Origin of the sequence: Lacticaseibacillus pantheris DSM 15945 = JCM 12539 = NBRC 106106 (assembly GCF_001591865.1) — a bacterium.
GTDB classification, from domain to species: domain Bacteria; phylum Bacillota; class Bacilli; order Lactobacillales; family Lactobacillaceae; genus Lacticaseibacillus; species Lacticaseibacillus pantheris.
Window position 1 is genome coordinate 1 of sequence record NZ_BCVS01000063.1, and the last position, 14,242, is coordinate 14,242.

The 14,242-nt window shown below is 52.6% G+C and carries 16 protein-coding genes, 1 pseudogene and 1 other annotated feature; of the genes and pseudogenes, 11 read left to right on the forward strand and 6 right to left on the reverse strand.

The window, feature by feature from the left end; translation table 11 throughout:
- Positions 1 to 508 precede the first annotated feature (508 nt).
- The 7 genes from rplK to LPA02S_RS07575 all read left to right on the forward strand — a co-directional run bounded on the left by rplK (position 509) and on the right by LPA02S_RS07575 (position 5,214).
- Positions 509 to 937, forward strand: a complete 429-nt coding sequence (rplK, locus tag LPA02S_RS07545) for a 50S ribosomal protein L11 (RefSeq protein WP_054649586.1) — start codon at positions 509 to 511, stop codon at positions 935 to 937.
- A gap of 111 nt (positions 938 to 1,048) precedes the next feature.
- A complete protein-coding gene (gene rplA, locus LPA02S_RS07550; RefSeq protein WP_056956361.1) occupies positions 1,049 to 1,738 on the forward strand; it encodes a 50S ribosomal protein L1 in 690 nt (229 codons plus the stop codon).
- A gap of 239 nt (positions 1,739 to 1,977) precedes the next feature.
- Positions 1,978 to 2,724 (forward strand): DUF5362 family protein, encoded by a 747-nt coding sequence (locus tag LPA02S_RS07555; RefSeq protein ID WP_054649582.1) that lies wholly within the window; start codon positions 1,978 to 1,980, stop codon positions 2,722 to 2,724.
- Between the two features lie 96 nt (positions 2,725 to 2,820).
- Positions 2,821 to 3,252 (forward strand): DUF5362 family protein, encoded by a 432-nt coding sequence (locus LPA02S_RS07560; protein ID WP_054649580.1) that lies wholly within the window; start codon positions 2,821 to 2,823, stop codon positions 3,250 to 3,252.
- A gap of 104 nt (positions 3,253 to 3,356) precedes the next feature.
- Positions 3,357 to 3,478 (forward strand) — a sequence feature (ribosomal protein L10 leader region).
- Positions 3,479 to 3,512: 34 nt separating this feature from the next.
- Positions 3,513 to 4,019 (forward strand): 50S ribosomal protein L10, encoded by a 507-nt coding sequence (gene rplJ, locus LPA02S_RS07565; protein ID WP_054649578.1) that lies wholly within the window; start codon positions 3,513 to 3,515, stop codon positions 4,017 to 4,019.
- 62 nt (positions 4,020 to 4,081) lie between these two features.
- Entirely contained in the window at positions 4,082 to 4,447 is a 366-nt protein-coding gene (rplL, locus tag LPA02S_RS07570) for a 50S ribosomal protein L7/L12 (protein WP_054649576.1), read from the forward strand.
- 131 nt (positions 4,448 to 4,578) lie between these two features.
- Entirely contained in the window at positions 4,579 to 5,214 is a 636-nt protein-coding gene (locus LPA02S_RS07575) for a GyrI-like domain-containing protein (RefSeq protein WP_054649573.1), read from the forward strand.
- Positions 5,215 to 5,703: 489 nt separating this feature from the next.
- Here the strand turns inward: LPA02S_RS07575 and LPA02S_RS07585 are convergent, their stop codons facing one another.
- Positions 5,704 to 6,207 (reverse strand): thiol peroxidase, encoded by a 504-nt coding sequence (locus LPA02S_RS07585; RefSeq protein ID WP_054649570.1) that lies wholly within the window; start codon positions 6,205 to 6,207, stop codon positions 5,704 to 5,706.
- Between the two features lie 142 nt (positions 6,208 to 6,349).
- Between LPA02S_RS07585 and LPA02S_RS07590 the strand changes: the two genes are divergently transcribed.
- Positions 6,350 to 6,700 carry an MmcQ/YjbR family DNA-binding protein gene (locus tag LPA02S_RS07590; protein ID WP_054649568.1) on the forward strand — a complete coding sequence of 117 codons (351 nt, stop codon included), beginning with the start codon at positions 6,350 to 6,352 and terminating at the stop codon, positions 6,698 to 6,700.
- A 52-nt stretch (positions 6,701 to 6,752) separates the two neighbouring features.
- On the opposite strand, the gene LPA02S_RS07595 is transcribed toward LPA02S_RS07590, so the two are convergent.
- Positions 6,753 to 7,220, reverse strand: a complete 468-nt coding sequence (locus LPA02S_RS07595; RefSeq protein ID WP_054649566.1) for a DUF2975 domain-containing protein — start codon at positions 7,218 to 7,220, stop codon at positions 6,753 to 6,755.
- Between the two features lie 231 nt (positions 7,221 to 7,451).
- On the opposite strand from LPA02S_RS07595, the pseudogene LPA02S_RS07600 reads away from it, so the two are divergent.
- From LPA02S_RS07600 to LPA02S_RS07610, 3 genes and pseudogenes are all read left to right on the forward strand, one after another.
- Positions 7,452 to 8,216, forward strand: a pseudogene (locus tag LPA02S_RS07600) (DNA/RNA non-specific endonuclease); the annotation flags it as partial.
- Positions 8,217 to 8,525: 309 nt separating this feature from the next.
- Complete coding sequence (locus LPA02S_RS07605) at positions 8,526 to 8,816, forward strand: hypothetical protein (protein WP_056956359.1); 291 nt, start codon at positions 8,526 to 8,528, stop codon at positions 8,814 to 8,816.
- A 29-nt stretch (positions 8,817 to 8,845) separates the two neighbouring features.
- Entirely contained in the window at positions 8,846 to 9,034 is a 189-nt protein-coding gene (locus LPA02S_RS07610) for a hypothetical protein (protein WP_056956358.1), read from the forward strand.
- Between the two features lie 113 nt (positions 9,035 to 9,147).
- Here the strand turns inward: LPA02S_RS07610 and LPA02S_RS07615 are convergent, their stop codons facing one another.
- From LPA02S_RS07615 to LPA02S_RS07630, 4 genes are all read right to left on the reverse strand, one after another.
- A complete protein-coding gene (locus LPA02S_RS07615) occupies positions 9,148 to 10,494 on the reverse strand; it encodes an APC family permease (protein ID WP_056956357.1) in 1,347 nt (448 codons plus the stop codon).
- Positions 10,495 to 10,519: 25 nt separating this feature from the next.
- The gene (locus LPA02S_RS07620; RefSeq protein WP_054649559.1) at positions 10,520 to 11,686 is read right to left on the reverse strand and encodes an amidohydrolase family protein; all 1,167 of its coding nucleotides are present in this window, start codon (positions 11,684 to 11,686) and stop codon (positions 10,520 to 10,522) included.
- A gap of 96 nt (positions 11,687 to 11,782) precedes the next feature.
- On the reverse strand, positions 11,783 to 13,150 hold the full coding sequence (locus tag LPA02S_RS07625) for a glutamine synthetase family protein (protein ID WP_054649592.1): 1,368 nt from the start codon (positions 13,148 to 13,150) through the stop codon (positions 11,783 to 11,785).
- Positions 13,151 to 13,337: 187 nt separating this feature from the next.
- Entirely contained in the window at positions 13,338 to 14,090 is a 753-nt protein-coding gene (locus tag LPA02S_RS07630; RefSeq protein ID WP_054649556.1) for a gamma-glutamyl-gamma-aminobutyrate hydrolase family protein, read from the reverse strand.
- Between the last annotated feature and the right edge of the window lie 152 nt (positions 14,091 to 14,242).

Sequence of the window (14,242 nt, forward strand, 5' to 3'; positions counted from 1 at the left end):
CAACCTCCACCACCACACCAGTACAACCAACGGTAGATGGTCTCCGTTCCGGGTGCAGTTGTCTCCACAACCCATGGCACTCCCTACCGGCCAGAACCAAATTTGCGAACCTATTGATGAACAGCTTGTTCAACTGCTACCTTCCAGTAATTACGCTCAGTGACAGATAGTAATCGTCATGTTTACAGGGCACATCACAAACGCAAGGCTGTATCACCGAATACATGGGTTCATGGTCAGGGTGACTGAGATTTTAATCAACGGACTCTTGGAAATCTGTGGACGGTGAAAGCGTCTGCTTGTGAGATGCAATTGTTAGCGTAGCGGTCCGGCCAACGCTGCCGGCAAACACACATTGGTCCGCACAATAACTGGCGACCAATAGCGCAAATGTTTGAAACACCTAAGTGACTGTGGTATATTATTCAAGTATGTTTTGTGCATACAAGTGGGAGGCCAAAACTACTGGCCATCAACACCACAGCACGTAATAAGGAGGTAATTATTCGTGGCACAAAAAGTAGCAAACGTCGTTAAGCTTCAGATTCCCGCTGGTCAGGCAACTCCAGCGCCGCCAGTTGGGCCTGCTTTGGGTCAGGCTGGGATTAACATCTCTGGCTTCACGAAGGAATTTAACGCCCGTACTCAGGACCAGGAAAAAGGTATCATGATTCCTGTTATCATCACTGTGTACGAAGACCGTTCATTCGACTTCGTTACCAAGACTCCACCAGCAGCCGTTCTTTTGAAGAAGGCCGCCGGTATTGCCAAGGGTTCTGGTGAACCAAACACCAAGAAGGTAGCCAAGGTTACCAAGGACCAGGTTCAGCAGATTGCTGAGACGAAGATGCAAGACCTTAACGCTGGTAGTGTAGAATCTGCTATGCGCATGGTTGAAGGTACCGCTCGTTCTATGGGTATTGAAGTCGAGGGCTAAACCCGCGCTTTGAGCCGGAACAGCAGGACGGATTGTCGGTAAAAGCCGACGTAATCAAGTGGAAGGACGTGCGCGTCCGTTGACCACATTTGCAAGGAGGAAAATCCCAGAATGGCAAAACATGGTAAGAAGTACCTCGAGGCCGTGAAGAAGGTTGACGCCGACAAGGTGTACGACCCAAAGGCAGCCCTCGACTTAGTTAAGGAAACAAACTACGCAAGCTTTGATGCAACCGTTGAGGTGGCTTACCGCCTCAACCTTGACCCAAAGCAGGCCGACCAGCAGATCCGTGGGGCAATCGTATTGCCAAACGGTACTGGTAAGAGCCAAAAAGTGATCGTCTTCGCTGAAGGCGACGCCGCAAAGCAGGCCGAAGCAGCTGGCGCAGACCGCGTTGGTGGCAAGGACCTGGTTGAAGACGTTGCTGACGGCTTCATGGACTTTGATGTGGCCGTTTCGACGCCACAAATGATGGCCCAGGTTGGTCGTCTTGGTCGTGTGCTTGGTCCTAAGGGTTTGATGCCAAACCCTAAGACTGGTACTGTGACGATGGACGTAACCAAGGCCGTTAACGACATCAAGGCCGGCCAGGTTGCCTACCGTGTCGACAAGGCTGGTATCATCCACGCCATCATCGGTAAGGTTAGCTTCGATGCCGACAAGTTGCTGGAAAACTTCCAGTCCTTCAACGACACGATGCTGAAGTCCCGCCCAGCCACGGTTAAGGGTGTTTACGTTAAGTCACTGACTGTAACGAGCACGTTTGGCCCTGGTGTCCGCGTTGACGCCAACCAGTTCTAATTAGACTAACAAGATACGGTCAGTCCCTTAATTGTGGACTGGCCGTTTTTTTATGGTGAAAAATGTTGTGACAGTGTCGCGGTCTGGCCCATTGATCAGGCAAATATTATTGGACCTCATGCTGATATTGCCATTTTCAATATAGGCTACCATATGTAATGTTTAGCATTAAAAGCAGGCCAATACTATGATATACTCAACTTCATGGGTGTTACCGTTACATATTAGAGGAGAGAATCATGCAAAATTCACAGCTACAGACTGCAAAAACGTTATCATTTATTGGTGCCATTGTTGCGATTGTTTTGGGCGCACTTTATTGTTTAACCGTCCTGGGCATCATTATGGGCGTACCGATGATTGTAGGAGGCGTTCTTTTACTAAAGTTCCGCGATTACAGTGATGATGCTTTGTACGAGCACCGGGGAGCGTTGTTGGGCTGGGGGATATTCTTCCTATTATGCACTGTTATCGGTGGTGTTCTGGAGTTGATTGCGTACTTCCAGGTTAACAGCTACGTATCTGGCGGTGCGGAGCAAAGGTCTGCAATGGACTTCAGTAGCGTTGAACGGGCTTACGATTTGAAGGAAAAGGGCGTGATTTCGGCCTCCGAGTTTGATGATATTAAGGCTGCTGCTTTGAGGCAGGAGGGTGTGCAAGCCACACCTACAGATAACGGTGAGGCTGCAGGAACGACTGCGTCAGCTACGGAAGATGATCAGTCGGCTAGTGCAGCAGAGAGTCAGTTGCTGAAGGACGACTCAGTGGCCCCTTCTGCAAGTCAATCGACGGTTGCGGCGTCGGCAAATGCCGATGGTACCCAATCGGAGGCGACTGAATCGACTAAAGCAGTTGAGAGTCAGTCGGCGACAGTTGAGTCATCCAGCACGACCGGCAGTCAGTCGGTTGGCGGTGAATCGCAGCAATATACCGAATCAGAGTCAAAGATTGTTGATGACAAGGGTTCAGACACTAACGACAATTAGTAAAAGGGGCAAATCAGTCTAACGACTGATGCCTAACGGGGTTAGGGTTGTTATGCTATCAGTATAAAGAAGACACGACTATTGGAGGATGAGATTATGCGTAAACCGAGTTTACAGACGGCCAAAACACTGTCCTATGTTGGTGCTATTTGGTCCATCGTGGTAGGGGCATTACTGACACTCAGTCTGATTGGCGCCGTGGTTGGTGTACCAATTATTATCGGCGGAGCGTTATTGCTTAAGTTCAGGAACGCTACCGACGAGCAGTTTATCGAGCAGCGCAACACTATGCTGGGTTGGGGTATTTTCTTCCTCATCTTTACCGTCGTTGGTGGGGTGCTAGAGTTGGTAGCCTACGTAATGGCTGGCAGTGCGGACACTGAAGAATTTCGTGCAGAGCACCAGAAGGCGCAGTCGGCTGACGACTTTGATGATCTGGAACGCGCCGCTGAAATGAAAGAAAAAGGCGTGTTATCAGAAACGGAGTACGAATCGTTGAAGGAACGCATTCTGCGCCGGCACGAATAAGTAATGGCAATGGCTGGCCCCCAGAAATTGGCGCCAGCCATTTTTGTGCGTATGGGTATTTTCTGCAATGGCTTGACGGGAACGTGCGGACATGGTAACCTATCCTTTGTGTTAAAACTTCACCTAAGACTCAGGGGGCGTCAGCCTTAATTATCCTGCCGAGGTGGTATCAAGCAACATTCGATACCTCTATGTCTTGGTGGACATGGAGTTTTTTTATATAAAAATTCCACCACAATACTACAAAGGAGGTAAAACACATGAGTGAAGCAATTATTGCTGAAAAGGCTAAGGTTGTTGACGAAGTCGCTGAAAACCTCAAGAACGCCGCTACTGTTGTCGTTATCGACTACCGTGGTTTGACGGTTGACCAGGTTACTCAGCTGCGTAAGGAATTACGTGAAAGTGATTCCAAGATGGAAGTGGTTAAGAACACTTACTTGCGTCGTGCCGCTGATAAAGTTGGTTACGAAGGTTTGGACGAACTCTTCACTGGCCCTACAGCTATTTTGTATTCTGAATCTGATGTTGTGGCTCCGGCCCGCATTGGTAAGAAGTTCGCCGGCCAATTTGAAACCCTGAAGCTTAAGGGTGGTATTATTCAGGGCGAACAAGCCAGTCTCGAAGAAATCGACCAATTGGCAAGTCTACCAGACCGCGATGGCTTGATCTCGATGATCGCATCTGCCATTCAGGCACCTGTTCGCGATTTCGCGTACGTCGTCAAGGCTGTTGCAGAAGGCAAAGACGAAGAACCAGCTGCTTAATGGCCGCTTGAACTTCGCCGCGTAACGTTACTCACAAAACTTAAAAAATGGAGGATTCAATCATGGCTTTGGACAAAGATGCTATTATTGAACAGATCAAGGGTGCTTCCATCCTTGAATTGAACGACCTTGTAAAGGCTATCGAAGAAGAATTTGGTGTTACCGCTGCCGCTCCAGTTGCTGCTGGCGCTGCTGCTGGTGCCGACGCTGCCGCTAAGGACAGCTTTGACGTTGAACTGACTGATGCTGGTCAGCAGAAGGTTAAGGTTATCAAGGCAGTTCGTGAAATCACTGGTCTTGGCTTGAAGGATGCTAAGGGTGTCGTTGACGCCGCTCCTTCTAACGTCAAGGAAGGTGTTACCGAAGACGAAGCTAACGACATCAAGGCTAAGCTTGAAGAAGTTGGCGCTGAAGTTACTGTTAAGTAATTTAAGCCCGTCTGTGAACGTCCGCTATCCGTTATGGGTGGCGGGCGTTTTTTATATCACGCAACTTTTAACTCACGGTTTTATCTTGTACAATCAAAGTAAATTGTAACTAGACCAAAGTGGGGGCCAGAATGGCAAAATATGAGTGGCGCAAGACGGAACGAAATTTATATCTGCCTAGAGGGATTGAGCTGGTCGATGTACCCAGCATGCATTTTATTACGATTGACGGAGCGGGCAACCCTAACGGACCGGAATTTGCGGATCGCATTCAATCTTTGTATGGGGTGGCCTATACATTGAGGATGGCCGCCAAGCGTGGCGAGTATGGCGCCCCCTTTGAGTACACGGTTTACCCACTTGAAGGTGTGTGGACCACTAGTGACGGTTCGCGGGGAGCCGAGCTCAATAAGGACGCATTGCAGTACCGCGTTATGATTCGCCAGCCCGATATTATTAAGCGGGCGGACTTTGCAGCTGCCGTTGAGCAGGTGCAGGTCAAGAAGCCTGAATTAGCGGTCGCGCAAGTTGAGTGGCGCGACTACACCGAGGGTTTATCGGTCCAGGCAATTCATGTTGGGCCTTACGATGATGAGGTCAACACCTTTGCGAAAATGCAGTCATTTTTGGCAGTAAATGACCTGACGCAGATTAGTATTATGGATGAGTTTTGGCACCGGGAGGTTTATTTGAGTGACCCGCGGCGCACGGACCCGGCAAAGATGCGGACGTTACTGCGTTACCGGGTACAGCGGCAGCAAAAATAAACTGGTTGTCGGTAATAAAAAAATAATGGTTACGGTGTAGCCTTTTTCCGGATGACTGATCGTTCTAAGCTAACGGTGTGTATCAGTGTTGGCGTGAACAAATCGTTCGGAGGTGTTACGATGATGCGTAGGCGACCGGTAGTGGCTTACCCCGTCATCTTTAAATATGTGGACGGCGAGGCGGGCCCATTTATTTCAGTGAGAAGCCCGAATTTGCCAGGCTTAGTCGTAGGGGCTAGCGACGCTCGGTGTGCGCTCCGGGACACCGAGGCGGGGATTGCGCGATTGTTGGCCTGTCCGCCATACCCGGCGGTCGAGAACCCTAATGCTTGGAGATTGGCCCCCAACGAGGAAGTCGTCTTGGTTTCGGTGGACCTCGACCAATGGCGTCACGGATCGTGGGTGGAATTATAAATTAACGGGTATAACGAAAAGCGGCGTCGCCACGATTGATGTGGCGGCGCCGCTTTTTGTGATTGCAGTGATGATTTATCCGAGTTCTTGATGTGCCTCTAAGTAGGCCAGGGCACTGTCATAATCTGGCTCGTGGGTCTGTTCGGTGATGAGTTCACGATACGCCACTTTGCCTTCCGGATTGATAATCCACACGCTACGGGCATCCGTACCGTTATTGTCGACATACAGGCCCATCGCTTCGCCAAAGTTGTGATCGCTGTCGGATACCAGCTGCATGCTGTGGACATCCTCGGCGGCACACCAATTGGCTTGTTCATCGATGCTGTTGGTGGACACCGTCAGGAAGTTGATGTGCTTAAAATTATCGACTGACTGGTTGAACCGCTTCGTCGAAATGCTGCAGACGCGTGTATCAATGTCCGGAACGACGCTGAGCAGCGTATATTGGCCAGCCAAGTCGGCCGGGCGGACCGTTTGGCCCTCTGCGTTGGTGACCTCAAAGTCGGGTAACGCGTGGCCAATCATTGGTGGTTCGCCGTTAGTTTGAATAGGTTCGTCGTGCCGAGTAATCTGCATGGTATTTCCTCCTCGTTGGGTCGGGATGGTTCGTACCACCCCTTTGCCACAACCAGTTTATCATAGTTGGTCTTGGTCAAGCACACTACGTATGTTAGTATGACCTGAAAACTTAATCAAGATATTCTGCGGGGTATGGCCAGTGACGCGTGCTGATATTATTAGCTATTGTGTAAACGAATATAACGCGGTGGTTGACCACCCGTTCAAGCATTATCCGCATTATGCGGCGATACGGCATCCGAACGGTAAGTGGTTTGCGTTGGTGCTCGATGTCCCTGCCGACCGCCTCGGCCGCAATGGGCATGAAGTGTTGGATGTGGTGGATCTCAAAGTTGATCCGGAATTGAACGCCATTTTGCAGGAACAACCAGGCTTTCTGCCGGGCTACCACATGAACAAAACGCACTGGATTAGTGCGGTGTTGCCCGATTGGAATACCGTGGACCAGTTAGCCGACCTGATTGAGGGGAGCTTTAACGCCACAAAATAGAAAAATCACTCCCGTTGCGCATGGGGGTGATTTTTTATCAGTCGTTCAATAATTAGTTGTGGACCGGGTGTTGTTGCGACTGCACGGCGTTACGCAGTACCTGTTCGACCACGGCAAAGGCGGCGTAGATGGCAAAGGGGATAAAGGCCACGCCTAGGCCAATCAACATAAGACCGGGAGCGTCGTCACCGTCCGCCCACATGTACATAGCTGGTAGTGAGCCCAAGGTGGTAATGGCGGCAACGAGTGTCGCGATACGAATGCGCCTAAAGACCACCACCGACGCTTGTGTAAACGTCTGGCCCATGGCGATGAGACGTAATAGACTGAAGAATTTACTGATTATGTACAGTGCCACCACGCCGGTCAACACCACTGCCACTAAAAAGATGCCCAGTGGTGGGTTGAGTACCATGTGAATACTCGTGGCGAATTGAATGCCAATGAGTGCCACAAAACCAACGACTACTAACGCAACCACGCCGAGCGCGGCCCGTAACACCTGCAACTTTGTATTCATAATGCTTACCCCCAAAGACCGATTTCAATTCACTACATTATGTTGGTAAACGTTGACTATTGCAAGCGATTTCGTTGTAAAAGATTCTAAAGAATGGCGCGTTGCTGCCAGCCAATTTTTTATGCGTGACGATATTAGCTAGCCGGTAGCGGCATATATGCGCGATAATAGTACTGGATAAGTATTTTACTGGTGAATTGGTCATCAAACTAATTGGGTCGAGAGGTAGTTATGGCACAAAGAGGGCACTGGGTGCGGCGCACAGTACTGGGAATATTGGCGGGACTCGCAATTGCTACGGGACTAGCGACTGGTAGCACGCAGCTAGATATGGTCGGACAGGCCGCGGGCGTAACCACCACGCAACGGGTTCAGGCAAAGTCGCGTACGCACGTCACCAAGAAGCAGCGTCACCAACGTAAGGTTACCAGCGCCAACCTCGCGCAGCAGCAATACTCGGGTACGCAGACGGTGGACGTTAACGGTGGTCACCCGACCTTTACTAAGTCGGAATTATCCACTGCTCGGGGGTCGTGGCAGTATTATGGCGCTTTGGATAGTCTGAATCGCGCGACCGACGCCGAGGCGATGCTGAACCAGTCGTTGATGCCAACCGCCAAGCGTGAGGAACTGACGGTGAACCCAACTGGCTGGCATAACAAACGTTTGCGCAGCGGGTACCTGTATAATCGCAGTCACTTAATTGGCTACCAGCTAACGGGTCAGAACAACAACTGGCGGAACCTGATTACCGGAACCCGGTCGTTGAACAGTCCGGAGATGCTCCACTATGAGGACGACATAGCCGATTACTTGCACCAGTCCGATCAGCATTACGTCCGCTACGCCGTGGTGCCAGTATTCAAAGGTGACAACTTACTCGCCTCTGGCGTGCAGATGATGGCGCAATCGGTTGGGGACAACGCCGTTGCGTTCAACGTCTACATCTTTAACGTTGAGGACGGGGTGACCCTAAACTATGCGGACGGGACGAGCGCGGTGGCGGCCAGCCAAACGGCAGCGTCCAGTTCCAGCAGGGGGAGTGCTCCTACGGCAACGAATAGCGACCAGGGTGATAACCGGACGGTGTACGTCACGCCTACCGGAAAGAAGTACCACTTTGACCCTAACTGTCGTGGCCTGCGCACCGCCAAGAGTGTGGAGACCATGACGTTGTCGCAGGCAGAGGCGGATGGGTATACACTGTGTGCGTGGGAACAGTAACAGCTTAGGAAATTAGTATTGTACAGTTTCAAGTAACATGAATGGTGTTGATCGGTAATAATTACCGCGGAGGGTTAACCTATGGCACATGTAAAGAAAGAAGATATTGTCGGTGTTATGGAGAAACTGGCAGCCGTACTCACTGCTAACCATAGTGATTCGCCCACTGCCAAGTACGTTAGTGAGGCCTTGATTGACCTCAGGAAAAGTGACGGCGTCGCCTTTACTGGGGCGGTACAGCAATTTTTTGATTGTGCACAGGTTGTGCGAATATCCGACCACATAGTGTTCACTGATGAGGAAACTGAGTTGTGGGATCACCTTTTCGCCTTCAAGCAACTAGGCAATAATCTTTGGGGACTCAGTATCTAGGACAAGAATAAAGTGGGGGAAGAGTAAAGATGCCCAAAACTGACATTGTGATTAAATTAACGGGTAGCGAGACCGTTGATGGGTTGGTTGATACCGTTGAAGCAAAGTTGAATCAACAGTATGGTTTCCTCGCCGTGGCGTTTAGGCAGCAGCTAATGTGGGTCCATGGGGACGATGAAAAAATAGACTTGATTAGGCAATTTGTGACCTTGGAGTAGTGATGTGTTCAGACTAGTCACTACATGATTATGCGGTTGATCGACGGGCCCATTATAAAAGGCAGTAACTTATTTCCCGGGAAATAAGTTACTGCCTTTTTAGCTTATCGCTACTAATCCTCAGCCTGCCCGTGTTTCCGGGCGACGTAAACGAAGATACCAATGACCAGCCACACAATCAGTACGTACGGAAAGATGTTGTACGGCTTTGCGGGTACCGGCCAGAGATTGCTGTAGATAGGGAAGACCATCACTAGCAGACCCACCACGGGTGCCGCCACATGCTTCCAAAAGCCAAAGTGTTCGCGGTGCTTGGCAAAGTAGACAATGGCGCCAATGTTAACCAGCACGTACACCAACAGTAGTGGGTACATGCCGATAGTACCAAAGTAATTGTAGTAGTTAGTAGCACTGATGTGGCCAAAGATACCGAAGACCACGTAGAGCAAGATGGACAACCCAGAGATCAGGTCGAGCGCGTGGGTTGGCGTCTGCTTGTCACCTTTGAGTTCGCCGAGCCACGGGTGCATGTACCCCTTGTTGGCCATGGCCTCCATGATGAAGGCGCCGGCGTTGAGGGCGCCAAAGAAGCAGGCAAAGTAACTCGTGACGGAGGCAAAGTCGATGAAGATGGCCATCCAACCACCCACGTAACGGGTCGCCAAGTAGTTCAGTGGGGCGCTGGATCCCGCCATTTTAGCGATATTCTTGGTCCCAAAGCCGATGACCTCGGCGTAACTGACAATACAGTAGAAGACCATCGCGAACAGGACGGCACCGATTAGCGCCACCCGAATGGCTTTAGCCGGCTTCTTTGCCCGTGGCGCAATGGTGGCCGCTCCTTCGAAGCCAGCAAACGACATGAGGGCGAAAATCATCCCCCCGCCGAGCGTTCCCAGCGTACCGTGACTCGGGTTCAGTGGCGCAGAAGTGTTACCGGCATCCCCGCCGTGTACGACGATGATCACCGTCAGGATGGCGAGCACGAAAACGGCAATAATTTCTAGCGTCAGGGCAAAGCGGGTCGAAAACTCAATGCCCTGGTGGCTCAACCAGTCACTCAGGACCAGCGCCACGATAATGTAGAGGGGAATGGGGCCGTGAATACCAAAGTGGCCCAGGAAGACATTCAGGAAGTTACCCACGATGGCCGCGCTACTGGTCGTGAACGTGATGTAAGTCAGGATAAGAGCCCAGCCCGATACGAATCCGCCCTTTTCACCAAGGGCGCGACGGTTGTAGGCGTATGCGGAACCCTCACCGGGGATGCGGCGGCCGAGTTCAACAAAGCTGATACCAGTGAAGATGACGCCAATCCCACCCAGAATAAAGGCGAGTGGTACGTTGATGCCGGCCATGTTGGCGGCACCGGCGGTATTAAAGGCCATGGCACCAGTAGGCGCGACCATGGCGATGGAGAGTGCAAAGACCTCCAGTAATGATAATTGCTTCTTCTGCATAAAAATAAAATCCCTTCAGTATGTGTTAGTTGGTGGTGCTTAGTGGCACACCGTAAAGCTGTGCCGCGTTGTCGTAGCAAACCATCCGGGCCCACGCCTGTTTCTGCGCGGTGTCGGCGGTCCCCACGGAGTCCAGTTGCGCCGCCAATGCGTCTTTGAACGTTTGCGCCGCCACGGCGTACATCTCCACGTACGTGCTGGCATCGCTCGCGAACAGGTAGCGGGAGTACGGGGCGAGTTCCAGAGACTCACGGACAACGCTTTGCGTGCTCGATGGTGCCAAGTTGTTAACCAGCGAGGTGTCAAAGTAGACGCCGGGGAAGACGCTTGCTAGGTAGCCGGCCTCCCGGTGGTACGGGTAGCAGTGTAGCAAAACGACCTGTAGACCGTCGTAGCAAAAATGCTGCAGGAACGACCGCAACAAGAGCGGGTTACCTAGGTAGAGGTCGGTGTCCGCATCGCCGTATCCAACGTGAAATTGGAGCGGCAGGTGTTGTTCAATGAGGGCGGGGGCCACCATCCCAAGCAAGTAGTTGATGACGTCCTGATCCTCGAGACGTGACGAACCGGTATCCTCAAAGTGTGCGCGCCATAAATCAAACGCGCGGTGGGCATCCTGTTCCCGAACGGTGGTCACCTGTAGGCCAACACGGTAGGCCGCGATGGACTTACAACCGACGTAACCCTGCGCGCGTACCTGGCTAACGGCGTCCAGCAAGTGTTGGGACCACTCATCGAAATTGTCGTAACGCTCCATAAACTTTTCGGCGTGGGTTTCGAGGCGGTAGATTGGCCTGACCGTTAATCCGGTCAGGTCCGCAGTCTGGTCGAGGTCCAGGATGGCGTCGTCCGGGACAAAGCCAGTATCGATAAACAGTGTGCGGTAGTTGTAGGCCGCAAAGACGCGGCGGTTGTACTGCCGGTATGCACTGGCATCCATCGGTTTTAACGCCTCGGCCGCCGGGGTGCCCGCACGATACGCGGCGTCAGTCGCAGCGTCAAACTGACGCGCAACCTTTTGAAAGGCGGACCAGGCAAGGCGGTTAGCGGTATCCGCGATGGGGTACTGGGCGTCGGCTTCACTGGAGACACGTAATAAACGGTGCGACCGGTTGACCACATCACCTTTGATTAGGTAATGGGCGTGGTGATCCAGCAGTGGTAGTGTTTGGACAAATTCGTTGAATGACATGTCAATTCCTCCCTGCGTGAACGTAGCAACGTCAACGGGGAGCGGGTGGGTCCATGCCTCTGGTTGTAGTGTACATAAATCTCTATTCCTCGATGTTTAGTATAGGTGGGCGGTCTCGACGCCAATTGCGTTGTCATCGTAGTCCGCAAAGTGGCTGATATCGGCACGTTTAACCGCGGTGTACCCGGTCAACATTTGTTTGCCCATGAGCTCGGTGAACAGTTGATCGTCGTTCAAAGACGTAATTGCCTCGTCCAGCGTTTCCGGTAGCCGGGCAATCCCAGCGTCCGCGCGCTCGTCGGCGGTGAGCGTGGCTGGATCCACGTCCACCGCGGCTCCAGGCATGATCTGGTGGTGAATACCATCCAGCCCTGCGCTCAGCAGACCGGCGAGTGCCAGGTACGGGTTGGCGGTGGCGTCGCTGGCTTTAAGCTCAACATTCGCGGTAGCCTCAGCGTAGTCCCACTGGGTGGAAGGAATGCGGACGGCCGCCTCCCGGTTGTCTTTGCCGTACGCGGCGTAGGCCGAGCTCCATTCGCCCGGCTGTAGTCGCTGGTAAGAATTGACCGTCGCCGCCGTGAGGGCGACCAGGCCGCGAATGTGCGCGAGGATACCGCCCACAAAGTAGTAGCCCAGTTGATTCAACCCGACCGGATCAGTGGTATCCGCGAGCACGTTGTGGCCGGCGTGATCCCACAAGGAGAGGTGAATGTGACCACCGTTGCCTTCGGTCTGCATGTCCGGCTTGGGGGCAAAGGTGACGCGCATACCGTGCTTGCGTGCCACGGCCCGGACTTCGCGTTTGAACCAAATCTCATTGTCGGCGGCCTGCATCAAGCCGTATGGGCGCATCGGTAACTCGTGTTGGCCAGTGCCGGCTTCCGGGTAATACTTGTCGACGCTAATACCCATCTGTTTGAGTTGGTCAATCATTTCAGGAATAAAATCGTAGGCAAACTCCATGGCGTCAGTGTCGAAGCAGAAATTGTCGTTGGCAGGCGCGTCAGTCTCGCTATCCCGCAACATAAATTCGTTTTCGTACGTGGCTTTGGCGACGTAACCCTCCGCCGCGGCGTCGGCAATGACCCGTTGCAATAACCTGCGTGGGTCGGCCGCGAACGGCTCCTTTGCCTGGGTGAGGTGGTTGCACATGAAGGTTGCTACCTGGGGATGGTTGGGCAAAATGTGCATTGAGTCGAGGTCGGGAACGAGCCGCGATTCACCAACGGGGGTAAGCCCGGGTACATCCACAATTTCGTCACGGGCGGTGGCAGCAAACTGGACCAAAGTCAGCCCGACGCCGTCCACAATGTGCCGGCTCAAACTGTCAATGGTGACGGTTTTGCCGCGGGCGACGCCGTTGTAATCGACGTAGATGAATTCCACTAGCTGGATACCCTTTTCCCGTAAACCGTTGACGATGTTTTGTGCCCGATTTTCTTCGGGTAAATATGTAGATGTCATGGTGTATGCCTCCTGAAATTTTACAAACCGCTTTAATAGTAACGTGAAAACGTCGTGGTGACTACCCGTCACACCAATTAGCTGTAGAAATTGAGCGTCCGTTGGGCGAGTTGCTGGTTGCACACAAAAAAGCCACCCTTCATCGAGAATTCTGCACGATGAAAAGTGGTCATTTGGGAAATTAACGTTAATCGGCTTTGTGGGCCTGGGCGCGCGCAACAATGTCGCTAAAGAATCCGAATTGTTCGGGGTGGTGCTGCCACATATTTTCGGGGTGCCACTGCACGGCCAGAATGAGGTCGTTGTCAGTGGACTCTAGCCCCTCGATGATACCGTCTGGAGCTGTAGCGGTGACGGTCAGTCCCGCACCGACTTTGCGGACCGCCTGGTGGTGCCGGGAGTTCACGAAGGCCCGGTCACCCAGGAGCGCGGACAGTCGGGAACCTGCGGTGATATCCACGTGGTGGGTGGGGTAGTGCGGTGGTGCAACCTGGGGATGGCGAATGTAGCTGTCAGGATTCTGCGTGTGCGTGTCTTGGTAAACGTCGCCGCCCAGGGCAACGTTCAGAATCTGGATGCCCCGGCAGATGCCGAAGATCGGCTTGCCGGCTGCCAGCGCGGCCTTGATGAGTGCCAGCTCAAAGTAGTCTTTGGGGTAGTAGGTATCTCCCAGATTCCACATGGGCTCCTCGCCGAATAATGTGGGGTCAACGTCCGGGCCGCCAGGCAGAATTAAGCCGTCAAAGAGCGGCACCATGTCGGCTGCCGCGTCCTCCGCCAGTTCGGGGTTGTCCGGAAACGGGAGGATGGTGGGCACGCCACCGGCTTTGAAAACGGCCTCCTTGATGTCGTGCGGTGCAAAGGTGGGGTAGTCGTCAGGCATCCGGGGATTGGTATCCGCGAGTGCATCTGCGGTCATTGCAATAATGGGTTTGGTCATAAGCAGATTTCCTTCTTTAATAATGTAGTTTGCGCATAGAGTACCACAGTGCACGGTTATGAACAATGGTAGGTGCACTGTTTTCACGGAGTCGCTCAATGGTAACAGCAGGGTGGTTCCGAACACGTGGGTGGCCTTTGGGACTGCGGCTT